Annotated in this window: 22 protein-coding genes; 13 read left to right on the top strand and 9 right to left on the bottom strand. The window is 67.2% G+C overall.

The genetic code is table 11. The annotated features are described in order from the left end of the window. Positions 1-454 precede the first annotated feature (454 nt). The 6 genes from tldD (at position 455) to glcF (ending at position 8,884) form a co-directional block, all read left to right on the top strand. Positions 455-1,915 (top strand): metalloprotease TldD, encoded by a 1,461-nt coding sequence (gene tldD / locus DK459_RS22280; RefSeq protein ID WP_020924482.1) that lies wholly within the window; start codon positions 455-457, stop codon positions 1,913-1,915. Between the two features lie 269 nt (positions 1,916-2,184). Then, positions 2,185-3,258, top strand: coding sequence for a 3-deoxy-7-phosphoheptulonate synthase AroG (gene aroG, locus DK459_RS22275; protein WP_006388441.1), 1,074 nt, complete (start codon positions 2,185-2,187; stop codon positions 3,256-3,258). 98 nt (positions 3,259-3,356) lie between these two features. Further along, positions 3,357-4,766, top strand: coding sequence for an FAD-binding oxidoreductase (locus DK459_RS22270; RefSeq protein ID WP_024068245.1), 1,410 nt, complete (start codon positions 3,357-3,359; stop codon positions 4,764-4,766). Between the two features lie 267 nt (positions 4,767-5,033). Then, positions 5,034-6,533 carry an FAD-linked oxidase C-terminal domain-containing protein gene (locus DK459_RS22265; RefSeq protein WP_006388443.1) on the top strand — a complete coding sequence of 500 codons (1,500 nt, stop codon included), beginning with the start codon at positions 5,034-5,036 and terminating at the stop codon, positions 6,531-6,533. A gap of 12 nt (positions 6,534-6,545) precedes the next feature. Continuing rightward, the gene (gene glcE / locus DK459_RS22260) at positions 6,546-7,649 is read left to right on the top strand and encodes a glycolate oxidase subunit GlcE (protein WP_024068247.1); all 1,104 of its coding nucleotides are present in this window, start codon (positions 6,546-6,548) and stop codon (positions 7,647-7,649) included. Positions 7,650-7,654: 5 nt separating this feature from the next. Continuing rightward, a complete protein-coding gene (gene glcF, locus DK459_RS22255) occupies positions 7,655-8,884 on the top strand; it encodes a glycolate oxidase subunit GlcF (protein ID WP_020924478.1) in 1,230 nt (409 codons plus the stop codon). A gap of 94 nt (positions 8,885-8,978) precedes the next feature. On the opposite strand, the gene DK459_RS22250 is transcribed toward glcF, so the two are convergent. The 5 genes from DK459_RS22250 to DK459_RS22230 form a co-directional block, all read right to left on the bottom strand. Continuing rightward, on the bottom strand, positions 8,979-10,418 hold the full coding sequence (locus tag DK459_RS22250) for an NAD(P)(+) transhydrogenase (Re/Si-specific) subunit beta (protein WP_006388446.1): 1,440 nt from the start codon (positions 10,416-10,418) through the stop codon (positions 8,979-8,981). Further along, positions 10,415-10,732: an NAD(P) transhydrogenase subunit alpha gene (locus DK459_RS22245; RefSeq protein ID WP_006388447.1), complete on the bottom strand. Its 318-nt coding sequence runs from the start codon at positions 10,730-10,732 to the stop codon at positions 10,415-10,417. The genes DK459_RS22250 and DK459_RS22245 overlap by 4 nt, the downstream gene beginning before the upstream one ends. Positions 10,733-10,736: 4 nt before the next feature. Next, a complete protein-coding gene (locus DK459_RS22240; protein WP_024068250.1) occupies positions 10,737-11,855 on the bottom strand; it encodes a Re/Si-specific NAD(P)(+) transhydrogenase subunit alpha in 1,119 nt (372 codons plus the stop codon). Positions 11,856-12,040: 185 nt separating this feature from the next. Continuing rightward, positions 12,041-12,916 (bottom strand): N-formylglutamate amidohydrolase, encoded by an 876-nt coding sequence (locus tag DK459_RS22235; RefSeq protein WP_024068251.1) that lies wholly within the window; start codon positions 12,914-12,916, stop codon positions 12,041-12,043. Positions 12,917-12,986: 70 nt separating this feature from the next. Continuing rightward, the gene (locus tag DK459_RS22230) at positions 12,987-13,976 is read right to left on the bottom strand and encodes a tripartite tricarboxylate transporter substrate binding protein (protein ID WP_024068252.1); all 990 of its coding nucleotides are present in this window, start codon (positions 13,974-13,976) and stop codon (positions 12,987-12,989) included. Positions 13,977-14,167: 191 nt separating this feature from the next. On the opposite strand from DK459_RS22230, the gene gcvA reads away from it, so the two are divergent. The 3 genes from gcvA to DK459_RS22215 all read left to right on the top strand — a co-directional run bounded on the left by gcvA (position 14,168) and on the right by DK459_RS22215 (position 17,160). Next, on the top strand, positions 14,168-15,088 hold the full coding sequence (gcvA, locus tag DK459_RS22225; protein WP_006388451.1) for a transcriptional regulator GcvA: 921 nt from the start codon (positions 14,168-14,170) through the stop codon (positions 15,086-15,088). 12 nt (positions 15,089-15,100) lie between these two features. Next, the gene (gene mnmA, locus DK459_RS22220; protein WP_006388452.1) at positions 15,101-16,219 is read left to right on the top strand and encodes a tRNA 2-thiouridine(34) synthase MnmA; all 1,119 of its coding nucleotides are present in this window, start codon (positions 15,101-15,103) and stop codon (positions 16,217-16,219) included. Between the two features lie 122 nt (positions 16,220-16,341). Further along, positions 16,342-17,160: a sulfite exporter TauE/SafE family protein gene (locus DK459_RS22215; RefSeq protein WP_024068253.1), complete on the top strand. Its 819-nt coding sequence runs from the start codon at positions 16,342-16,344 to the stop codon at positions 17,158-17,160. Between the two features lie 61 nt (positions 17,161-17,221). Here the strand turns inward: DK459_RS22215 and DK459_RS22210 are convergent, their stop codons facing one another. Further along, positions 17,222-17,833 (bottom strand): glutathione S-transferase, encoded by a 612-nt coding sequence (locus tag DK459_RS22210; RefSeq protein WP_006388454.1) that lies wholly within the window; start codon positions 17,831-17,833, stop codon positions 17,222-17,224. Positions 17,834-17,994: 161 nt separating this feature from the next. On the opposite strand from DK459_RS22210, the gene purB reads away from it, so the two are divergent. Continuing rightward, positions 17,995-19,371: an adenylosuccinate lyase gene (gene purB / locus DK459_RS22205; protein ID WP_006388455.1), complete on the top strand. Its 1,377-nt coding sequence runs from the start codon at positions 17,995-17,997 to the stop codon at positions 19,369-19,371. 56 nt (positions 19,372-19,427) lie between these two features. Then, complete coding sequence (locus DK459_RS22200; protein WP_006388456.1) at positions 19,428-19,886, top strand: cytochrome c; 459 nt, start codon at positions 19,428-19,430, stop codon at positions 19,884-19,886. Between the two features lie 127 nt (positions 19,887-20,013). Here DK459_RS22200 and DK459_RS22195 read toward each other — a convergent pair whose 3' ends face one another. The 3 genes from DK459_RS22195 to DK459_RS22185 all read right to left on the bottom strand — a co-directional run bounded on the left by DK459_RS22195 (position 20,014) and on the right by DK459_RS22185 (position 22,285). Further along, complete coding sequence (locus DK459_RS22195; protein WP_024068256.1) at positions 20,014-20,706, bottom strand: cytochrome b/b6 domain-containing protein; 693 nt, start codon at positions 20,704-20,706, stop codon at positions 20,014-20,016. A gap of 109 nt (positions 20,707-20,815) precedes the next feature. After that, on the bottom strand, positions 20,816-21,097 hold the full coding sequence (locus tag DK459_RS22190; protein WP_006388458.1) for a hypothetical protein: 282 nt from the start codon (positions 21,095-21,097) through the stop codon (positions 20,816-20,818). An 828-nt stretch (positions 21,098-21,925) separates the two neighbouring features. Further along, complete coding sequence (locus DK459_RS22185; protein ID WP_006388459.1) at positions 21,926-22,285, bottom strand: hypothetical protein; 360 nt, start codon at positions 22,283-22,285, stop codon at positions 21,926-21,928. Between the two features lie 183 nt (positions 22,286-22,468). Here DK459_RS22185 and DK459_RS22180 point away from each other — a divergent pair, with 183 nt between their 5' ends. Next, a complete protein-coding gene (locus DK459_RS22180) occupies positions 22,469-22,981 on the top strand; it encodes a GNAT family N-acetyltransferase (protein ID WP_006388461.1) in 513 nt (170 codons plus the stop codon). 163 nt (positions 22,982-23,144) lie between these two features. Continuing rightward, positions 23,145-23,845 (top strand): DUF3053 family protein (locus DK459_RS22175; RefSeq protein ID WP_054443037.1); only part of this gene is annotated, 701 nt, incomplete at its 3' end.

The following is a 23,845-nucleotide window of genomic DNA, read 5'->3' as shown; positions in this document are numbered from 1 at the left end:
CGCCTGGCCAGGGTTTGGCAAACTCCGCGGATGAGGAATGCGCGCGGCAAATCAGTGGTAGGACGACATGGATACCGTGGCATATTCGCGGGATTTGGCCAGGGTATGCGGATTTTCATTCCCATCCTGCGAGAATGGTATGCGTGCCCCCTTGCGCCGTGTATTTTCCCGGGTGTTCATTTTGTCGTTGGGTTGTATGACAAGTTTTTGATCCAAGCGCGGCAGGCCGATTTGGCGCGTCCGGACGGCGACGGAGCCGCCGGCGTCCGGGTCGTGCCGGGGGCTTTCTTATTTTGTGCCGCGATTCCGCAACAGTTTGGGAACAGTCCCCAATTGGTTAACTTGATAGACAATATGCGCGGCCCGGGACGCCGGACCCGTGTCGGCGTTACGATAGAGGCTTGCGTGTCACGGCTGCCGCGTTTTCCGCGCCTGCGCCCCCAAACAGAGTCCTATGAAAATCATCGATCCCGCTATTGCATCCCTGGCCACCGCCAAATCGCTGTTGCTCGACCCCTGGGGGCTGACCGAGGCCGACATGGCGCGCGCGCTCGGCGAAATCTTCACCCACAAGGTCGACTATGCCGACCTGTACTTCCAATACACCCGCAGCGAAGGCTGGAGCCTGGAAGAGGGCATCGTCAAGACCGGCAGCTTCTCCATCAGCCAGGGCGTCGGCGTGCGCGCCGTGAGTGGCGAGAAAACCGCGTTTGCCTATTCCGATTCGCTGTCGCCCGAGGCGCTGCTGTCGTCGGCCCACGCGGTGCGCGGCATCGCCCGCCGCGGCGCCGGCAAGGTCAAGGTCGCGGCGCAGGTCGAAGCCGAGATGGGCCGCAGCCTGTATGCGGACATCGATCCGGTGGCCACGCTGAGCGCCCCCGAGAAGGTCGCCTTGCTTGAACGCATCGAACGCATGGCGCGGGCCCGCGACCCGCATGTGATCCAGGTCATGGCCGGCCTGGGCGCCGAGTACGACGTGGTGCTGGTGGCTGGCAGCGATGGCCGCCTGGCCGCCGACGTGCGGCCGCTGGTGCGCCTGTCGCTGACCGTGATCGCCGAGCGCAACGGCCGGCGCGAAATGGGCCATGCGGGCGGCGGCGGCCGGCTGGGGCTGGCATATTTCACCGACGAAATGCTGCAGGGCTACGTCGAGCGCGCCGTGCACGAAGCCATGGTCAACCTGGAAGCCCGTCCCGCGCCCGCCGGCGAAATGACGGTGGTGCTGGGGTCGGGCTGGCCCGGCATCCTGCTGCACGAAGCGGTCGGCCATGGCCTGGAAGGCGACTTCAACCGCAAGGGCTCCAGCGTGTTCTCGGGCCGTATCGGTGAACGCGTCGCGTCCAAGGGCGTGACCGTGGTCGACGACGGCACCATCCCCGACCGCCGCGGTTCGCTCAACATCGACGACGAGGGCAACGCCACCCAGCGCAACGTCCTGATCGAAGACGGCATCCTGCGCGGCTACATGCAGGACACCCTGAATGCGCGACTCATGAAGACCGCGGCCACCGGCAACGGCCGCCGCGAATCGTTCGCGCACCTGCCGATGCCGCGCATGACCAACACCTACATGCTGGCCGGCGACAAGGCGCCAGAGGAAATCATCTCGTCCGTCAAGCGCGGCCTGTATGCGGTCAATTTCGGCGGCGGCCAGGTCGACATTACCAACGGCAAGTTCGTGTTCTCGGCCTCCGAGGCCTACATGATCGAGGACGGCAAGGTGACGTATCCGGTCAAGGGCGCCACGCTGATCGGCAACGGCCCCGACGCCATGACCCGCGTCACCATGATCGGCGACGACCTGAAACTGGATTCGGGCGTGGGCACCTGCGGCAAGGATGGCCAGAGCGTGCCGGTGGGCGTGGGCATGCCGACCGTCCGCATGGAAGGCCTGACGGTGGGCGGCACCGCGTGAAATGGGGCGCCGTCCGCCGCTGAAATCCGGCGTGACGGCTCCAAAATTTTGTGCTAGAGTCTTTTCCCATGAAATTCGCGTCCCCCGCCTTTTACTTTTACTTTTATGGTTTTCTGAAGCCGCTGGCGGAGGAAGGGACGCGCTCAATCTGAAGTTTGGAAAGAATCCCCCCAAAAAAGCCGCCAGCGAACTGGCGGCTTTTTTTGTGCCGTCAGCTTGAGGAACACCCCGGGACCGATCCCGGTGGCGGGAAACCCAGGAGCAGTACCGTGTCACACAATACCGACGACCTTCGCATCCGAGAAATCAAAGAGCTGAATCCGCCCGCGCACGTGATGCGCGAGTTCGCCTGCACCAAAGAGGCCTCCGACACCGTGTTCGCCGCCCGGCAGTCGATGCACCGCATCCTGCATGGCATGGACGACCGCATGATTGTCGTGATCGGCCCGTGTTCGATCCACGACACCCGCGCGGCGATCGAATACGCGAAACGGCTCAAGCCGGTGCGCGACCGTCTGAGCGCAGATCTGGAAATCGTCATGCGCGTGTATTTCGAGAAGCCGCGCACCACGGTCGGCTGGAAAGGCCTGATCAACGATCCGGACCTGGACGGCAGCTTCGACATCAACAAGGGCGTGCGCGTGGCGCGTGAACTGCTGCTGGACATCAACAGCCTGGGCCTGCCGGCGGGGTGCGAGTTCCTGGACATGATTACGCCGCAATACATTGCGGACCTGGTTTCCTGGGGGGCGATCGGGGCGCGCACGACGGAGAGCCAGGTGCATCGCGAACTGGCGTCCGGATTGTCGTGTCCGGTGGGTTTCAAGAATGGCACCGACGGCAATGTGAAGATCGCGGTCGATGCGATCAAGGCGGCGTCGCAGCCGCACCACTTCCTGTCGGTGACCAAGGGCGGGCATTCGGCCATCGTCTCGACGGCGGGCAACGAAGACTGTCACGTCATCCTGCGCGGCGGCAAGACGCCGAACTACGATGCCGCCAGCGTCGACGCGGCCTGCCAGGACATGTCCAAGGCCGGCCTGGCGCAACGCGTGATGGTCGATGCCAGCCACGCCAACAGCAGCAAGAAGCCCGAGAACCAGCCGCTGGTGATCGAAGACGTGGCGCGCCAGATGGAAGCCGGCGACGCGCGCCTGGTCGGCGTGATGGTCGAAAGCCACCTGCTGGGCGGCCGCCAGGACATGGTGCCGGGCACGCCGCTGGTCTACGGCCAGAGCATCACCGACGGCTGCATCGACTGGGATGCGTCGGTGGCCGTGCTCGAGCGCCTGGCCCATGCCGTGCGTGAACGCCGCCGCGTCGCGCTGACCTCCGGCAAATAAGGCCGGATTGCCGCAAGCCGCCGCGGGCGGCGGTTTGCGGCGCAGCAAGGCGGGCGGCGTAGAATAGCCGGATTACCCAACCCGAGAATCCGCTGATCATGAATGCTCCCCTGCACGCTGAATCGCTGCGCCGCGCGGTGCCGGCCGCCTGTCTCGAGGCCCTGCGCGCCCGCTTTGGCGATCGTTTCTCCGAGTCTTCCGCGGTGCGCGAGCACCACGGCCGCGATGAATCGCCGTATCCGGCGATGCTGCCCGACGCCGTCGTCTTCGCCCAGAGCACCGAGGAAGTCGCCGAGGTCGCCAGGCTGTGCAACGAACACCGCGTGCCGCTGATTCCCTATGGCGCGGGTTCGTCGCTGGAAGGCCACATCCTGGCGATCCAGGGCGGCATCAGCCTGGACCTGTCGCAGATGAACAAGGTGCTGGCCGTCAACGCCGAAGACCTGACCGCGACGGTGCAGGCGGGCGTGCTGCGCAAGCAGCTCAATGAAGAGATCCGCAGCACCGGCCTGTTCTTCCCGATCGATCCGGGCGCCGACGCCAGCCTGGGCGGCATGGCCGCCACGCGCGCCTCCGGCACCAACGCCGTGCGCTACGGCACCATGCGCGAAAACGTCATGTCGCTGACCGTGGTCACCGCCGACGGTCGCATCGTGCGCACCGCCGGCCGCGCCCGCAAGTCGTCGGCCGGCTACGACCTGACCCGCATCTTCGTCGGCAGCGAAGGCACGCTCGGCATCATCACCGAAGTGACGGTGCGCCTGTATCCGCAGCCCGAGGCCGTGTCGGCCGCGGTCTGCAACTTCCCCACGCTCGACGCCGCGGTGCAAAGCGTGATCGAGATCATCCAGATGGGCGTGCCGGTGGCGCGTGTCGAGTTCATGGACGCGGCCAGCGTGCGCGCCGTCAACCTGCACAGCAAGCTGACGTTGCGCGAGACGCCGCTGCTGGTGTTCGAATTCCACGGCAGTCCGGCGGGCGTGCAGGAGCAGGCCGAGACCGTGCAGGCCATCACCGCCGAGCATGGCGGCATGGACTTCGAATGGGCCGAGCGCCCCGAGGACCGCAGCCGCCTGTGGACCGCGCGCCACAATGCCTACTTCGCCGGCCTGCAACTGCGTCCGGGATGCCGCGCCAGCACCACCGACGTGTGCGTGCCGATTTCGCGCCTGGCCGATTGCGTGCGCGACACCGTCGAGGAACTGGACCGGGCCAGCTTCCCGTACACCATCGTCGGCCACGTCGGCGACGGCAATTTCCACGTGCTGATGTTGCTGGACGCCGACAGCGAACGCGAATGGCAGGAGTCGGAAACCATCAACCACAACCTGGTGCGGCGCGCGATCGCCGCCGACGGCACCTGCACCGGCGAACACGGCGTCGGCCTGCACAAGATGCAGTTCATGGCCGAAGAGCATGGTGATGACGCGCTGGACCTGATGCGCAGCCTCAAGCATGCGTTCGATCCGAACAACATCCTGAACCCGGGCAAGATCGTGTCCTGGTGAGTCGTCCCAAGGGGCGCAGATGAAGGCCGGCGGGGGCGACCCGCCGGTTTTTTTTCGTCCAGCGGAACCGGCGACGGGCATGGCCGAGAGGCATTCCCAATGGATGGGAATGAAGCGGGCGCCTGGGCCGGCAACGTCCATGTCCATTCGGCGCGCAGGGACTTTACGGCTGGTTACGTCTGTGCGCCCTTGTGGCCGGCGGATGTACGCAGGATGCGGGTAAATCCCGGCCTGCGTCCAATCTGCGGTCGCGCTATTGTTGCGCTCATGAATTCACTGGTCGAAACCGGCCTGGCTCAAGCGCAGGCGCCTTATTCGTTGCAGCAACTCGTCGAGGCGTTGTCGGCCGCGCTGCCGTCGCATTGCGTGCTGTTTCGTGAAGAGGACACGCGTCCCTACGAATGCGACGGCCTGTCGCTGTACCGCGCGCTGCCGGCGGTAGTGGCCCTGCCCGAGAGCGAAGAGCAGGTGCAGGCCGTGATGCGCATCTGCAAGCGCCTGAATGCCCCGGTGGTCGCGCGCGGCGCCGGCACCGGCCTGTCGGGCGGCGCCATGCCGCACAGCCAGGGCGTGCTGCTGGGCCTGTCCAAATTCAATCGCATCAAGCATATCGACCTGGCCAGCGCGACCGCGGTGGTCGAGCCCGGTGTGCGCAACCTGGCCATTTCGGAGGCCGCGGCGCCCTATGGGCTGTACTACGCGCCGGATCCTTCCAGCCAGATCGCCTGTTCGATCGGCGGCAACGTCGCCGAGAATTCGGGCGGCGTGCATTGCTTGAAGTACGGCCTGACCGTGCACAACGTGCTGCGGGTGCGCATGGTCACCATCGACGGCGACGTGGTGGAACTGGGTTCCGAGGCGCCGGACGCGCCGGGACTGGATCTGCTGTCGGTATTCATCGGCTCGGAAGGCATGCTGGGGGTGGTGACCGAAGTGACGGTCAAGCTGATTCCCAAGCCGGCCTGCGCCCAGGTCGTGATGGCCAGCTTTTCCAGCGTCGAGGCCGCGGGCAACGCGGTGACGCAGGTGATCGCCGACGGCATCATTCCCGCCGGGCTCGAGATGATGGACCGGCGCGCCACGCACATGGTCGAACCCTTCGTGCGCGCCGGCTACGACATGGACGCGCAGGCCATCCTGCTGTGCGAATCCGACGGCACGCCGGAGGAAGTGGCGCACGAGATCGCGCGCATGGAAGCCATCTTCCGCGCGGCCGGGTCCACCCGCTGCCAGGTGTCGGCCTCGGAGGCCGAGCGGCTCAAATTCTGGGCGGGGCGCAAGAACGCGTTTCCCGCCGCCGGGCGCGTGTCGCCCGATTACTACTGCATGGACGGCACGATTCCGCGCCGTCATCTCGCCCGGGTGCTGGGCGCCATCGAGCAAATGGAAGACGAGTTCGGCCTGCGTTGCGCCAACGTGTTCCATGCGGGCGATGGCAACCTGCATCCGTTGATCCTGTTCGATTCGAATAAACCGGACGAAGTGGAGCGCGCCGAGAAATTCGGTGCGGCCATACTCGAACTGTGCGTGCAGGTGGGAGGAACCGTGACTGGAGAGCACGGTGTGGGAATGGAGAAAATAAATCAAATGTGCGTGCAATTCTCTCGCGAAGAACTCGACGCGTTCCTGGCGGTCAAGCGGGCATTCGATCCGCCGTGCCTGCTCAATCCCGAAAAGGTCATACCTACGCTGGCCCGCTGCGCTGAATACGGCAAGATGCACGTACACGCGGGCGAGCTGCGCTTCCCGGATCTCGCACGCTTCTAGGACGTCTCCCTTATGGACTTCGTCCTGTCGGAATTGTGCGACCAGGTCATGACGGCTCGCGCCGGTCACAAGCCGCTGTTCGTCATGGGCGGCGGCAGCAAGGCGTTCTACGGCAACTACCGGCCGGTGACGCCGCAGGATGGCCATTGCCTGCTGGACATGACCCCGTATCGCGGCATCGTCAGCTATCACCCGTCGGAACTGGTGGTGACGGTCAGGGCCGGCACGCCGCTGGCGGAACTGGAGGCGGCGCTGGCCGAGCACGGCCAGATGCTGGCCTTCGAACCCCCGCATTTCTCGCCCGCCGCCACCATCGGCGGCTGCGTGGCCGCGGGACTGTCGGGGCCGCGCCGCATGAGCGCCGGCGCCTTGCGCGACTTCGTGCTGGGCGCGCAGCTGCTGGATTCCGACGGCCGGGTGCTGTCGTTCGGCGGCGAGGTCATGAAAAACGTGGCCGGCTACGATGTGTCGCGGTTGCTGGCCGGTTCGCATGGCATCTTCGGCGCGATCCTCGAAGTGTCGCTCAAGGTCGTGCCTCGGCCGATGGAAGAACTGACGCTGGCGTTGCCGGCGACGCAGGCCCAGGCCCTGGCCAGCTTCGCGCTGTGGCGCGGCAAGCCCTTGCCGATTTCGGCGACCAGCTGGGTGGGCGGTGCCGACGAGGAAGGCCAGATGCACGTGCGCCTGTCGGGCGCGCCGCCGGCCATCGCCAGCGCGCGGCAGGTGATCGGCGGGGATCCGCTGGCGCCGGAGGCGGCGCAAGCCTGGTGGAGCGGGCTGCGCGAACAGACCCATCCGTTCTTCGCGCCGGGCCAGCCCTTGTGGCGATTGGCCCTGCCGCCGACGGCGGCGGCGATTGGCGGCGGCCAGGCCCTGGTGGAGTGGGGCGGCGGCCAGCGCTGGCTGTCGGGCGCGCAGGATGCCGCCGAGCTGCGCGAACTGGCGCAACGGTTGGGCGGCCATGCGACGCTGTTCCGTACGGCAGGCACGCGGCCGCCGACCGACGGCGTGTTCCATCCGCTGTCGCCGGGCGTGGCGCTGATCACGCGCCGCCTCAAGCAAGAACTCGATCCGGCGGGGCTGTTCAATCCCGGCCGGCTGGTCCTGGAGCTATAGGCATCATGCAAACCAATCTGGCAGCCTGGGCCCGCGATACCGACCTGGGCAAAGAGGCCGACGCGATCCTGCGGCGCTGCGTGCACTGCGGCTTCTGCACCGCCACCTGTCCCACCTACCAGGTGCTGGGCGATGAACTGGACAGCCCGCGCGGCCGCATCTACCTGATCAAGCAGGTGCTGGAGGGGGCCGAACCGACGCAGTCGACCCAGCAGCACCTGGATCGCTGCCTGACCTGCCGCAATTGCGAAACCACTTGCCCCTCTGGCGTGGAGTACGGACACCTGGTGGATATCGGGCGCCAGATCGTCGAGGAACGCGTGCCGCGGCCCTGGGCCGAGAAGGCCAAGCGCAAGATGCTGCGCCGGGCCATGCTGTCGCCGCTGTTCGGGCCCGCCATGCGGGCGGGCCAGGCCGTGCGCGGGCTGTTGCCCGAGGCGCTAAAGCGCAAGGTGCCGGAACGGCGTCCCGCCGGCGCGCTCCCGCAAGTGGCCGGGCATGGCCGCCAGGTGCTGATGCTCGCCGGCTGCGTGCAGCCGTCGATGATGCCGACGATCGACGCCGCCACCATCCGCGTGCTGGATGCCATCGGCATCGGCGCGCGCATTGCCCCGGGCGCCGGCTGCTGCGGCGCCGCCAGCTTTCACCTGGACGCGCAGGCGGCCGCGCTCGACCAGATGCGCGCCAACATCGACGCGTGGTGGCCGCTAGTGAAGGATGGCGGGATCGAAGCCATCGTCATGAATGCGTCGGGTTGCGGCGCCATGGTCAAGGAGTATGCGCACCACCTGCGCCATGATCCCGCCTACGCCCAGCGGGCGGCGGACATCGTGGCGCTGGTCAAGGACGTGGCGGAAATCGTGGCGCCGCACGCGGCGCAACTGCGCCAGCGGCTGGCGGGCAAGGGCGCGCGGGCATCGTTCCACCCGCCATGCACCCTGCAGCACTGGCAGGGACTGCGGCCGTTGTCGGAACGATTGCTGGTCGAGTTGGGGTTCGAGTTGCAGCCGTTTGCGGAGCAGCACCTGTGCTGCGGCTCGGCGGGCGCGTATTCAGTGCTGAATCCCGAAATCGCGTTGGCGCTGCGCGACCGCAAGCTGGCCGCGATCGCGCCGGCCGCGCCGGACGTGATCCTGTCGGCCAATATCGGCTGCATCGGGCACTTGCAGAGCGGCACCAGCACGCCGGTGCGGCACTGGATCGAAGTGGTGGACGAGCAACTGGCGCCGGCCTGATCGCGCGGACGTTGCCGCGGACATTGGGCGCGCGGCCGCAGCCTGGCAGGGAGCGGCCCCGCGGATGCGCATGCGCATCGCGAGGCCACGCGCATCACTCCACCGCCTTGACCATGTCTTCCAGCACCTTCTTGGCGTCGCCGAAGACCATCATGGTGCGGTCCATGTAGAACAGTTCGTTGTCCAGGCCGGCATAGCCGGAGGCCATCGAGCGCTTGTTCACGATCACGGTGCGGGCCTTGTAGGCTTCCAGGATCGGCATGCCGGCGATCGGCGATTTCGGATCGTTCTTGGCCGCCGGGTTGACCACGTCGTTGGCGCCCAGCACCAGCACCACGTCGGTCTGGCCGAACTCGCTGTTGATGTCTTCCATCTCGAAGACCTGGTCGTACGGCACCTCGGCCTCGGCCAGCAGCACGTTCATGTGCCCTGGCATGCGCCCCGCCACCGGGTGGATGGCGTACTTGACCGTCACGCCGCGTTCGGTGAGTTTTTCGGCCAGTTCCTTGAGCGCGTGCTGGGCGCGCGCCACCGCCAGGCCGTAGCCCGGCACGATGGTGACGCTTTCGGCGTTGGTCATCAGGAACGCGGCGTCGTCGGGGCTGCCCGACTTGACGCTGCGCTGCTGGCCGCCCCCAGCCGCCGCGGCCTCGCCCGCCTGGCCGCCGAAGCCGCCCAGGATGACGTTGAAGAACGAGCGGTTCATCGCCTTGCACATGATGTACGAGAGGATGGCGCCGGACGAGCCCACCAGCGAGCCGGCGATGATCAGCATCGGGTTGTTGAGCGAGAAGCCGATGCCGGCCGCCGCCCAGCCCGAATAGCTGTTCAGCATCGACACCACCACCGGCATGTCGGCGCCGCCGATCGGGATGATGATCAGCACCCCCAGCACGAAGGCGATCAGCGTCATGATGACGAACGGCGTCCACGCCTGCGTCAGCATGAACCACACGCCCATCGCCAGCATCAGCAACGCCAGCGCCAGGTTCAGCATGTGCTGGCCGGGGAACACCACCGGCGCGCCCTGGAACAGCCGGAACTTGTATTTGCCCGACAGCTTGCCGAAGGCGATCACCGAACCCGAGAAGGTGATGGCGCCGACGAAAGTGCCGATGAACAGCTCGAAGCGGTTGCCGGTGGGGATCAGCGTGCCGGCGGCGACGATGCCGAAGGCGTGCGGCTCGGCCACCACGGCCACGGCGATGGCGACCGCCGCCAGGCCGATCATGCTGTGCATGAAGGCGACCAGTTCGGGCATCTTGGTCATTTCGACGCGCTTGGCCATCAGCGTGCCGATCGAGCCGCCGACCAGGAGGCCCAGCAGCACCCAGCCCAGCCCGATGGTGGCGGTGCCCGAGCGCGCCAGGCCGACGATGAGCGCGCCGGTGGTCAGCACCGCGATCGCCATGCCGGCCATGCCGAAGGCGTTGCCCAGGCGCGAGGTGGTGGGGTGCGACAGGCCCTTGAGCGCCTGGATGAAGCAGACCGAGGCAACCAGGTAGAGCAGCGTGACGAGGTTCAGCGAGATCATTTCGCTTCCTCCTTGGCCGGCTTCCTGTCCTTTTTCTTGAACATCTCCAGCATGCGCCGCGTGACCAGGAAGCCGCCGAACACGTTGACCGCGGCCAGCGCCACGGCGAACACGCCCATGCCGCGCGCCAGTCCGCCTTCGGTCAGCGCCGCCGCCAGCATGGCGCCGACGATGATGATGGCCGAGATCGCGTTGGTCACCGCCATCAGCGGGGTGTGCAGCGCGGGGGTGACGTTCCAGACCACGTGGTAGCCGACGTAGATGGCCAACACGAAGATGATGAGATTCATCAGGGTGGGATTGATCGCTTCCATGCTTTCAGCTCCTGCGCGTCACATTGCCGCCTTCGCACACCAGGCAGGCCGCCACGATTTCATCGTCGCGCTGGATTGCCAGCGCGCCGTCCGCATTGATGATGAGTTTCAGGAAGTCGAGGATGTTGCGGGCATAGAGCGCCGACGCGTCCGTTGCGACCAGGCCGGGCAGGTTGGTCAGCCCGACCAGCGTCACGCCGTGTTTCTCGACCACCTTGCCTTTCTCTGACAGCGGGCAGTTGCCGCCGCGTTCGACCGCCAGGTCCACCAGCACCGAGCCGGGCTTCATGGCCGCGACCGTCTCGGCCGACACCAGCGTGGGCGCGGGGCGGCCGGGGATGAGGGCGGTGGTGATGACGATATCGGCCTGCTTGCAGCGTTCCGACACCAGCGCTGCCTGCCGCGCCATCCAGGCCGGCGGCATGGGGCGGGCATAGCCGCCCACGCCTTGCGCGATCTCGCGTTCCTCGTCGGTCTCGAACGGCACGTCGATGAACTTGGCGCCGAGCGATTCGACCTGCTCGCGCGCGGCGGGGCGCACGTCCGAGGCCTCGACCACCGCGCCCAGGCGCTTGGCCGTGGCGATGGCCTGCAGGCCGGCGACGCCGGTGCCCAGCACCACGGCGCGCGCGGCCTTGAGCGTGCCGGCGGCGGTCATCATCATGGGGATCAGGCGGCCGTAGTGGTGGGCCGCCAGCAGCACGGCCTTGTAGCCGGCCAGGTTGGCCTGCGACGAGAGCACGTCCAGGCTTTGCGCGCGGGTGATGCGGGGCGCGGCTTCCAGCGCGAATCCGACCAGTCCGGCGGCGGCCATCTGCTGCAGGCCGTCGGCATCGAAGGGATCGAGCATGCCGATGACCACGCTGCCGGGTTTCATCTGCGGCAGTTCGGCCGCAGACGGCGCGCGAACCTTCATCACGAGCTCCGCCCCCAATGCCTCCTGGGCGGTGCCGAGCGTGGCGCCAGCGGCTTCGTAGGCTTCGTCGAGATAGCGCGCCGCAGTGCCCGCGCCACGCTCCACGACAACGGTGTGTTTGCCGCCTACGTACTTCTTGACGGTCTCTGGTGTTGCTGCGACACGGGTTTCCCCGTCTCGGGTTTCCCTTGGTATCCCGATGTGCATCGACGCCTCTCCTCAGAAGGTTCGCCGTAGTTATAACGGATATACGCCCGGGGGAGGAGGTTCGGCGGGGCGCAAAAGAAAAGCCCCATGGGGTTAACCATGGGGCTTTGGGGCTCGCGCCCCGGTCATACCGGCCAGACTGACAGCTGGCTGCTGGCCGGCACCCGGCGCGCAGGCGTCCGGCGTCAGGCCGTCTGCGCGCGAGTCCAGTCGATCAGCGCGGCGGTGAGATCGCGCAGGTCGGCCTTGAGGCGGCCGTAGTTGGCCGACGGACGCAGGCTGGCCTCGTCCATGTAGAGCTTGCGGTTGATCTCGATCTGCAGGCTGTGGCGGTCTTCGTCGGGACGGCCGAAGGCGCGCACCAGCTCGACGCCCTTGTAGGGGTCGTTCACGGTCACGTTGTAGCCGCGCTCGCGCAGCCAGACCGCGATGAATTCGCGGAAGGCCGGATCGCTGGTGCTGCCGTCGCGGTCGCCCAGCACGAAGTCGGGGTGGACCAGGCCGGGGCGGTCGGTGGCGTAGGCGCCGGCGACGCTGGGCATGGAGTGGCAGTTGATGTGCCAGACCTTGCCGAACTTCTGGTGGGCGCTGTCCAGGACCTGGCCCAGGGCGGCGTGGTACGGCTTCCAGCAGGCTTCGATGCGGTGCGTCACTTCCTCGACGCTCAGCTTGCGGTCGTACAGCGGCGTGCCGTCGTCCAGCATGCGCCAGATCAGGCCCTTGCCCAGCTTGACCTTGGGCGAGGCATTGACCGCGCCGGGCCAGGCCTGGTCGAGCAGCAGTTCGTCGATTTCGTCCGGGGCGCGATTGGCATCGATGTAGGCGCGCGGAAAGCTCGCGGCGATCATGGGCACGCCCATGTCGATGGCGTCGCCCCACAGATCATCAACCCAGGTGTCCTCGGCGGTGCGCAGGGCCCCGAAATCCACGGCGGGCGCGAAATCGGGCGGGTAGGTGGTGCCACTGTGCGGGGAGTCCAGCACCAGGGGCGCCGAGGGCGCCGAGTTCGGATACTGCTGCGGAAGGTCGAGCCGATAGGACAGGGGTTGGGTAATTCGCATATGGGGGTGTTGCGTTCGTGAATCGGAGACCCCCGCGCGCCGCGCGGACGCGGCGGGGGCCGAAGATCGCTCAGTCGATCTTCACGTTGGCTTCTTTGGCGATGCGCTTGTTCTTGGCGATCTCGGCCGAGATCTGCTTGGCAAACGCTTCGGGGCTGTTGGCGGCCGGCTCGGCGCCCAGCGCTTCCAGGCGCGACTTGACGTCGGCTTCGGCGCTGACCTTCTGCACGGCGGCGTTCAGCTTGGCCAGGATCGGGGCGGGCAGCTTGGCCGGGGCGACCAGGCCGAACCACGAGGCGTCGTTGACGGCGGGCAGGCCGACTTCGGCGAAGGTGGGCACGTTCGGCAGGCTGGCCACGCGCTTGGGCGCGGCGACGGCCATGGCGATCAGGCGGCCGGACTGCACGTGCGGCAGGGTCGAGGGCAGGTTGTCGTACATGACGTCGACCTGGCCGGCCAGCGCGTCATTGAGCGCCGGACCCACGCCGCGGTACGGCACGTGCATCAGGTCGGTGCCCGAGGCCATCTTGAACAGTTCGCCCATCATGTGCGAGACCGAGCCGTTGCCGGCCGAGGCGTAGGTCAGCTTGCCCGGCTGGCTCTTGGCCAGCTTGATGAACTCGGCCATGTCCTTGGCCTGCACCTTCGGGTTGATGGTCATGATGTTCGGGACGGCGGCCAGGTTCGAGACCGGCGTGAAGTCCTTCTCGCCATCGAACGGCAGGTTCGGGTAGATGGCCGGGTTGATGCCGTGCGTGCTGACGGTGGCGATGCCCAGGGTGTAGCCGTCCGGCGCGCTGCTGGCCACGAAGGCGCTGCCGATCGAGCCGCCGGCGCCGCCGCGGTTTTCCACCACCACGGTCTGGTTCAGTTCCTTGCCGAGCTTGTCGGCGAACAGGCGGCCGACGATGTCGGTGGTGCCGCCGGGCGGGAACGGCACGATCAGGCGGATCGGCTTGCTCGGGTAGGCGTCTTCGGCATGGGCGATGCCCGAGGTCAGCGGCGTGGCCAGGGTCGCGGCGGCGACACAGAGACCTAGGACTACATTACGGCGTTGCATGGATTCCCCTATGAATTGGAAAGCGACTGCGCAAAAGGCAGACGCAAACAGGAAGATTCTTTCGTGCAAGGCCGGTTTGCACAAACGAAAGTTTCTCCTTAAGCTATGACTTTTTTTCATGCCTCTTTTGCGGCGAAGTTTTCTTTTTGTAACTTCAAGCCCCGTCGACCGGGTCCGCAGGCATTCCCCCCATGAGACGGTTCTGTCCTTCGCTCACCGACCTGCAAGCCTTTGAAGTGGCCGCCAGGCACAGCAGCTTCACCCGCGCCGCCCAGGAGCTGTGCGTGACGCAGGGTGCGGTAAGTAAGCAAGTGAAACATCTGGAGGAGTTCGTCGGCGTCGAACTATTCCTGCGCATCAGGCAAGGGCTGGTCCTGACCGAGGCCGGCCGCAGCTACCTCACCAAGATCCAGGCGGGACTGGGCCAGATCGAGGCGGCCACCGTGGAACTGATCGCGCACCAGGGCCAGGGCGGCACGCTCAACCTGACCTGTATGCCGACCTTCGGCGCGCGCTGGCTGATCCCGCGCCTGACGGCCTTCATGCGGTTGCGCCCGGACATCCACGTGGAATTCCTGCCGCACCGCCAGGGCTACGATTTTTCGTCGCCCGAGCTGGACGCCGCCGTCCGTTTCGGCGAAGGCATCTGGCCGGGCAGCGGCGCCGACTACATCGTCGGCCGCGAAATCCTGCCGGTCTGCAGCCCGCGCCTGATTCCCGGCGGCTGTAGCGTGCCGGCGGACCTGCTGGCCTACCCCCTGCTGCACCATACCTCGGCCCTGGAAGGCTGGCGCGACTGGTTCGAGCAAGCCGGCTGCGACACCCGGCGCAGCCTGGAAGGGGCGCGCTTCGACCAGTATGCATTGCTGTCGCAGGCGGCCGCCGCCGGCTTCGGCGTGGCGCTGATCCCGCGCTGCCTGATCGAGGACGAATTGCGCGACGGCAAGCTGGCCGTGGCGATCCAGCTGCCGATCCGCGCGCGCATGGGCTACTACCTGTGCTACCCCGAGCAGAAGGCCAACCTGCCCACCCTGCAGGCGTTCCGGACCTGGCTGATGGAAGTCTCGCGGGCGGCCGAGCCGCAGCCGCAGGACGCCGCCGCCCCACAGTAAAATGGCATCATCATGAGTCAAACATCCACCAAGAAGGGCCGCGTTGTCGTCGGCATGTCCGGCGGGGTCGATTCTTCGGTCACCGCCTGGCTGCTCAAGCAGCAAGGCTACGAGGTCGTCGGCCTGTTCATGAAGAACTGGGAAGACGACGACGATTCCGAATACTGCTCCACCCGCCAGGACCTGCTGGACGCGGCCAGCGTGGCCGACCTGGTCGGCGTGGAATTCGAATACGTCAATTTCGCCGCCGAGTACAAGGACCGCGTGTTCGCGGAATTCCTGCGCGAGTACTCGGCCGGCCGCACGCCCAATCCGGACGTGCTGTGCAATGCCGAAATCAAGTTCAAGGCCTTCCTCGACCACGCCATGGCGCTCGGCGCCGAACACATCGCCACCGGCCACTACGCCCGCGTGCGCGAAGTGGCCGCCGAGGGCGGCGGCTCGCGCTTCGAGCTGCTCAAGGCGCTGGACGGTTCCAAGGACCAGAGCTATTTCCTGCACCGACTGAACCAGGCGCAACTGTCGCGCACCCTGTTCCCGCTGGGCGAGATCCACAAGACCGAGGTGCGTCGCATCGCGCACGAGATCGGCCTGCACAATGCGGCCAAGAAGGACTCCACCGGCATCTGCTTCATCGGCGAACGTCCGTTCCGCGAGTTCCTGAACCGCTACCTGCCGACCGAACCGGGCCCGATCCTGACGCCGGAAGGGCAGAAGGTCGGGCGCCACGAGGGCCTGTCGTTCTACACGCTGGGCCAGCGCAAGGGCCTGGGCGTGGGCGGCGTGAAGGGCCGCCAGCGCGATGACGGCACGGCCGAGGCCTGGTACGTGGCGCGCAAGGACCTCGAGCGCAATGTGCTTTACGTGGTGCAGGGGCATGACCATCCCTGGCTGCTGTCCGGTTCGTTGCGGGCGCAGGACGTCAGCTGGGTGGCGGGGCAGGCGCCTGCCGCGGGCGAATACGGCGCCAAGACGCGCTACCGCCAGGCCGATGCGGCCTGCCGCCTGGGCGACGCGACCACCGAGGGCTTCACGCTCGATTTCGCCGAGCCGCAATGGGCGGTCACGCCCGGGCAATCGGCGGTGCTTTACGATGGCGATATCTGCCTGGGCGGCGGCATCATCGTCTAGGCACGCCGGCCTGTGACGGGCCGTTGCAACACCGATAGCAGTTCCAGCCAGGCCCCGCGGGCGTCGCGTCCGCGGGGCCTGGCTCATGAAAAACGGCGCATGCCGACAACGAGGAGAGGGATGTGGATGTAACGATGGTGATTTGCCTGCTGGCGCTGGGCGCGGTGGCGGGCTTCGCGGCGGGGCTGCTGGGCATTGGCGGCGGCATGCTGCTGGTGCCGTTCCTGACGATGCTGTTCGCCTGGAAAGGCATGCCGGCGGACCTGGTGGTGCACGCCGCCATCGCCACCTCGATGACCTCGATCCTGTTCACCTCGATCTCCAGCGTGCGCGCCCACCAGCAGAAGGGCACGATCAAATGGCGCATCGTCTGGGCCATGGCGCCCGGCATCATCCTGGGCGGCCTGCTGTCGGGCGGCGCGGTGTTCGCGGCGCTCAGCACCCTGTGGCTGTCGCTGTTCTTCGCGCTGTTCGTGGGCTATTCCGGCTGGAACATGCTGCGCAACAAGAAGCCCAAGCCGAGCCGACAGATGCCGGGCGTGGTCGGCACCAGCGCGGCCGGCGCCGGCATCGGCTTCCTGTCGGGGCTGGTGGGGGCGGGCGGCGGCTTCCTGTCGGTGCCCTTCATGGTCTGGTGCAACGTGGCGCTGCACAATGCGGTGTCGACCTCGGCGGCGCTGGGTTTTCCCATCGCGCTGGCCAACAGCATCGGCTATGTGGTGTCGGGGCTGAACGAAGGCGCGACCCGCCCCGGCATGCTGGGCTACATCTACTGGCCGGCGCTGCTGGTGCTGGTGTGCGTCAGCGTCCTCACGGCGCCGCTGGGCGCGCGCATGGCGCACCGCTTGCCGGTGCAGACGCTGAAGCGGGTGTTCGCCTGCCTGCTGTTCGCGCTGGCCGCCTACATGCTGTTCAAGGCCGCGCAGGCGTTCTGGGCCTGAGCCGCAAGTGAAACCGGCCGCGCAAGGCGGCCGGAACGGTGCGGGACGATGCCGGGGGCCGTCAGGCCGTCTTGGGGATGGTGTCCACGAACGACTGGCGCTGCGACAGCTTGTCGTACAGGCGCGCCAGGTTGGGGTGGTTGGCGCGCCAGTCCAGCTCGGCGAAGCGCAGGTCCAGGTAGCCCAGGCCACAGCCCACGGCGATGTCGGCCAGGCTGTAGTTGATGCCCATGCAGTGGGCGTTCTCGCCCAGGCTCTTGTCCATGGCGTCCAGGCTGGCGTGGATCTTGCCGTACTGGCGTTCGATCCATTCCGGGCTGCGCTGCGCCTCGGGGCGCTGCTTTTCCTTGACGATGGTGACGCAGGCGTCCAGCAGGCCGTCGGCGATGGCTTCCCAGCACTTGACGGCCGCGCGGTCGCGGCCCGGCTGCGGAATCAGGCGGGCGACGGGGGACAAGGTATCCAGGTACTCGACGATGACGCGCGAATCGAACAGGGCGCCGCCATCTTCCATGACCAGGCAGGGCACCTTGCCCAGCGGGTTGTACGTTTGGATCTGCGTGTCGGCGGACCAGACGTTTTCGAGTTCAAGCCGATAATCCAGCTTTTTCTCGGCCATGACGATACGCACCTTGCGCACGTATGGACTGGTAAGCGAGCCGATCAGTTTCATGGATTCACAAGCGGAGTCGGAAAGCGGCCGAAGTATAGCAGGCCGCATGGCGGCCAAACCGTCCGCGGGACGGAATCCCGCTCAGTTTGCCACAATGTTGCGCGGCCCTGAATGATAAAATCGCCGGGTTTTCCCACCCGCAGCTTTTTCCTTCCCAGACCATGCAAATCGCCGACCAGCTTAGCCAACTTAATGCCCTTTCGCCACTGGATGGCCGATACGCCTCCCGCGGCGACGCGCTGCGCGGGCTGCTCTCCGAGGCCGGTTTCATGGCCCACCGCGTCGAAGTCGAGGTGGCCTGGCTGGTGGCCCTGTCCGATGCCGGCCTGCCGGAGCTGCCCGCCTTCTCCCAGGAAGCCCGCGCCCGCCTGCAACAGCTGGTGCGCGACTTCTCCGAGGCCGACGCCGCCCGCATCAAGGACATCGAACGCGTCACCAACCATGACGTCAAGGCGGTCGAATACTGGCTCAAGGAAAAGGTCGCCGACCACGCCGAGCTGGCCACCGCGGCCGAGTTCATCCACTTCGCCTGCACCTCCGAGGACATCAACAACACCTCGCACGCGCTGATGCTGTCGCGCGCCCGCAGCGAAGTGGTGCTGCCGCGCCTGCGTGAAATCGCCGCCAGGCTCAACGACATGGCCGTGGCCCAGGCCGACCAGCCGATGCTGTCGCGCACCCACGGCCAGCCGGCCAGTCCCACCACGCTGGGCAAGGAATTCGCCAACGTCGCGGCGCGCCTGAACCGCGCCATCGCCGCGATCGAAGCGGTCGAGCCGCTGGCCAAGCTCAACGGCGCCACCGGCAACTACAACGCCCACCTGTCGGCCTACCCGGAAATCGACTGGCCCGCCTTCAGCCAGCGCGTGCTGGCCGGCCTGGGCCTGACGCAGAACCGCCACACCATCCAGATCGAACCGCACGACTGGATGTCGGCGCTGTTCGACGCCATCGTGCGCGCCAACATCATCGTGCTCGACCTGGACCGCGACATCTGGGGTTACGTGGCCCTGGGCTATTTCAAGCAACGCCTGAAGGAAGGCGAGGTCGGTTCGTCCACCATGCCGCACAAGGTCAACCCGATCGACTTCGAAAACTCCGAAGGCAACCTGGGCCTGGCCAATGCCGTGCTGCGCCATCTGTCTGATAAATTGCCGATCTCCCGCTGGCAGCGCGACCTGACCGACTCCACCGTGCTGCGCAACCTGGGCGTGGGCCTGGGCTATTGCCTGGTGGCCTGGGACGCCTGCATGCGCGGCCTGGGCAAGCTCGAAGTCAACACCGCCGCCATCGACGCCGACATCGACGCCTGCTGGGAAGTCCTGGCCGAGCCGGTGCAGACGGTCATGCGCCGCTACGGCCTGCCGCAGCCGTACGAACAGCTCAAGGCTTTGACGCGCGGCAAAGGCATCACCGAGGAAGCCCTGCGAGAATTCATCCAGGGCCTGGCCCTGCCGGACGAACCCAAGGCGCGCCTGCTGGCGATGACCCCGCGTTCGTATATCGGCCTGGCCGCGGACCTGGCCCGGGCGGTATAGTCGCCTTGCCGCGCGCCGGGCGCGCGGCATCCTTGTTGTACTTACGGGAGATTGCAATGAAGAAGTTGTCCACGCTCGCCGCGTTGGCCTGTATGACCGTCGGATCGCTGCTGGCGACCTCGGCCCAGGCGCAGTTCGCCAAGCCCGAAGATGCCGTCAAGTACCGCCAGTCGGCGCTGACGCTGATGGCCTCGCACTTCGGCCGCATGACGCCGGTGGTCAAGGGCCAGGCGCCCTACGACGCGGCCCAGATCAAGGCCAACGTCGAAGTGCTCAAGACGCTGTCGGCGCTGCCCTGGTCGGCTTTCGGTCCCGGCACGGAAGGCGGCGACGCCCGTCCCGAGATCTGGAGCGACGCGGCCGGCTTCAAGCAGAAGCAGCAGGCGTTCCAGGACAACATCGTCAAGCTGTCGGCGGCTGCCGACGCCGGCGACCTGGACAAGCTGCGCGCCGCATTCGGCGACGTGGGCGCGAGCTGCAAGGCCTGCCACGACGCCTATCGCAAGAAGAAGTAAGCCGGTACCGCGCCCTGTGGCGCGCCGCCGCATGCAAAAAGCCCCTCGACCGAGGGGCTTTTCCATTGGTGCGCGGCCTGGATACCGCGCGTGGCTCGGCGGCCAGCGCCACGCGCGAGCCCGATGACTACGAGAACGACATGTCCGCGACGATTTCCAGCGATCGAATCCACAGCACCAGGCCGGTGACACAGGCGCCCAGGATCAGGGCGCGCAGCCAGATCGCGAAGCCGTCCTGGGTCGGCGGTGTGCCGGGCGGAACGTCTTTCGGATCGACGTTGCCGGTGATGATGGCGCGCACCAGCCGCTTGCGCCGCACCAGCGCATACCAGGTTATGGCCAGCAGGTGCAGGGCGACCAGGCCGATGATGACCCATTCATTGAGCTTGTGCCACGAGGTCAGCAGGCCGGCGGTGGACTCGCTGACGTGGCCGAACAGCGGGCCCTGCGTCATGATGTCATCGGTGGTGAACAGGCCGCTCACGGCCTGGAAGCCGACCACCAGCAGCAATGCCAGCACCGACCACGCCCCCAGCGGATTGTGGCCGGCTGGCGCGGCCGCGCCCTTGAGATAGTTGGCCACCGCGCGCGGCCCGCGCACGAACTGGGTGAAGCGCGCATAGCGCGGGCCGACAAAGCCCCACAGCACGCGAAAGACGATCAGGCCCAGCGCGACACAGCCGAAGCGCACGTGCCAGTCCATGTACAGGCCGCCCAGCTTGACGCTGACGAAGGCGCCGACAATGCAGACGACGAGGGCCCAGTGGAAGAGTCGGGTGGGAAGGTCCCAGATGCGGATGGCAAGCCGGTTGTTTTGCATGATGGTCGCGCCTTGACTGCGTTGCCTGCGACTTTATCACGCACAAATGAAGCCGCCACGGCGTGGGCCGTGTCGGTTTTGCGCCAGATTAAGGTTGGGAACCGCTGGCTCAGCGAGCGGCGCGGCGCACCGGTTCGATGCGGTGCACGTGCTCGTGGCGGAAGCGGATACGCTGTCCGGGGACCTTCTGCGCGGCCGTTCCGCAAGGCACGATTTCGGTGGTGTACGTGGTCGTGCCGTCGATCGGCGCGTTGAAGATCACGGCGGCGCGGATGGCCGGGCCGTCGGCCGGTTGCAGGTAAACGATGTCGCCGATGTGGATCGGCATGTTGTCCAGCTTGGTATGGGCCGGGCGTCGGATCAGGTCCGAGGTAGTGAAACGAGTATTCATGTTGTGTTCTCTTTCAAGTTCTTGTTATGGGAATTGCTGCGTAGCGCATGCCACGAACCGGGGGCGAGGGCGCTGTCGCGCGCCGCGCCCCGGCCATGTGCCGGGTCATGCATGACACTAACGCATATCCGCCGCCGGTCCTTTGCGCATTCTCATGGTTTGCGGGCGCGCCGGACTGGCTGCGGGGGCCGTCCCGGGCCTGGACCTGGGACGTTGCGGGCGCCGCCTGCCTGTATTGGTGGACGGCGGACCCAATAGGCGATGGCGTTACGGCGCCATCGCGGGCGCATGGCAGCGGATCAACGCTGCGTTGTGCGTTTTCCGACCGGGCCGGACTCGGCGGCATGGTCGGGGCGAATGTTGGCTATGGCCCGCGCCATCGTCGTGACGACGCGCAAGGCAAACCGGCAACACAATTGCGTGCAATAAATGGTTGGCAACCGGTTCCGCGTTCTTAGGGTTGTCTGTCGCGAAACAGGATGAACACCGGGGTGATCAACGGGTTGGCCAATAGGGTTGGTCAACGGATGGTGACCGATGCCCCGCCGGGTAGCTCAATGGCTGGTTTTTCAACGCCTGGTTCGCTGGCGGACCCAGTTGAGGCTGAGTGGGGCCTGAGCAAAACCCGACCAAGGCGGCGGCAAAGCCTGGAGTGCCAAATGGCCAGGTTCCATAGGATCAACCAATGATTATATGGCTAAATTAATGATTTCGCAAGGGTTTTTGTGAGGCGCGCCGAAATGAGTGCGACGCCACCCTTGCCGTCCGGCCGGGGTGCCCCCTGGCGCGGGCGCTGACGCCCCGCGCCAGGGGGGGGCAGGACCCAGGTCAGTGCGTGGCGGGGCGCGCCTGGCGTTGCGCTTCGATGATCAGCGCCTCCAGGCGGGGCGACATGCGCAGCGCGACCTGCGCGGCGGTCGAGCCGTCGGGACGGGTGTCGGTTTCCAGCGCCAGCTCGATGCGTTCGCCATCGAAGGCTTCCGGGGCGGCCTCGATCTCGACATAGCGTTGCAGCAAGGCATCCACGGCTTTCTGCGCATCGGCCAGCGCTTCTTCGCCCAGGTGCCCGGGGCGCAGATACTGGTTGGCCACGCGGGCCAGGTCGTTCATGAAAAACAGCAGGGCGGCGGCGCCACGGCAATCGGGATGGGCGAAGCCCCAGGTGTCGGGGGAAGCGTCTTGGGTCATTCAGGCTGGAAAGACAAGAGGTGGCGGGCGGCCGCAGCGGGCCGGCAGTCCTGCATTTTAGGCCGGTCCGGCCCAGTGCGGGGCGCTGGCGGAACGCGGCCAAGCATGAGGTCCCGGCGCGCGGCCCGCACAGTGGGGCTGCGCATCCCGTTTCCGTGCCGCTTGGGGCATACTGGGCGCCCCATGATCAGACACGCACGCCCCGCCGACCTGGCGCTCCTGCCCGATATCGAACGTTCCGCCGCCGCCCGCTTCCTTGGGACGCCCATGGCCTGGGCCGCCGCGGGCGAGCCCCTGCCGCCAGCCGAATTGGCGCGCGCCGCTGCCGCGGGCCTGTTGTGGGTCGCGCCGGGCGACGACGACCGGCCGGCGGGATTCGCGCTGGCCCGGCCGATGGACGGCGACCTGTACCTGGCGGAAATGTCGGTCGCGCTGCCTATGCAGGGACGCGGCCTGGGACGCGACCTGCTGCGGGCGGTGGTCGAACATGCGCGCGCCGCGCGCATCTACCGCGGCGTGGCGCTGACCACCGATCGCGAGCTGCCCTGGAATGCGCCTTTCTACCAGCGGCAAGGCTTTGTCGAGGTCCCGGCCCCGCAATTGGGGCCCGCATTGCGGGCTCGCCTGGAGGCGGAGGCGGCCGCGGGTTTCGACCCGGCGCGCCGCTGCGCGATGCGCTACGCGCTGGCGGCGTGAGCCGCTAAGGCGCGCGCCGGTGGGCTGTGTCATATCGATTCGATGGCAACAAAATCCGCCCGCCGGCGGCGGGTGGCGGACGCTTCGGGATAATCTGCCGGGGAGGATGCCGGCCGCCGGGCGGGTGTTCCCGATGCAACGTTTTACGCAAGGAGGGAAGGGCATGGCAATGCTGCGGATCTGCCTGGCCGGCCTGGCGGCGGCTTCGATGCTGGCGCTGGCCGCTTGCGGCAATCGCGAGCCGCAGGAACGCGCGGCCTTCATCGAGCTGCTGCAAAGCCGTATCGCGTCCGGGTCGCTGGTGCCGGTCGGCGCCCTCGGCGAAGCCGAGAAAGACGCCGTGGGCCGCTACGACGATGCCTACGAGGTGATCGTCGATTTCCAGTCCGCCATGGCCAAGGCGGCCGTGACGCTGCGCCCCATCCTCGCGGCCGAGCGCATCCAGTCGGTCGACGACATCGTGCGGCGGCGCGAGGCCCTGCTGGCCGCGCGCAAGACGCTGGCCGACAGCGCCGGCGCCTTGCAGGATGCCAAGGCCCGCGCCGACCGCGCGCGCAGGGGACTGGAGCTTGCGCCGGATCTGGCGCCGGTCTACGACGGGGTGTATGACGAGGCGGTCACGGCGCCGGCGGCCGAGTTGATGGACGCGGCGGCGCGCATGGATACCGTCGCGCGCGATGCGCTCGGCATCGCCGATTTCGTCGCGGCCAATGAGGCCGAGATCACGCTCGAGGATGGGCTGGCCAAGGTCGCCACGCCGTCGCTGCAGCATGAACTGAATCTGCGCCTGCAGGGCCTGAACGCCCAGTCGCCGGCGCTGGAGGCCGCCCGCGCGGTGGTGTCGCGGGCGGCGGCCGGCGAGCC

Origin of the sequence: Achromobacter sp. RW408 (assembly GCF_003184165.1) — a bacterium.
Taxonomy (GTDB): Bacteria; Pseudomonadota; Gammaproteobacteria; order Burkholderiales; family Burkholderiaceae_B; genus Achromobacter; species Achromobacter xylosoxidans.
The sequence above is the reverse complement of the archived record's forward strand: the minus strand, read 5'-3'. Positions and strand labels throughout refer to the sequence as shown.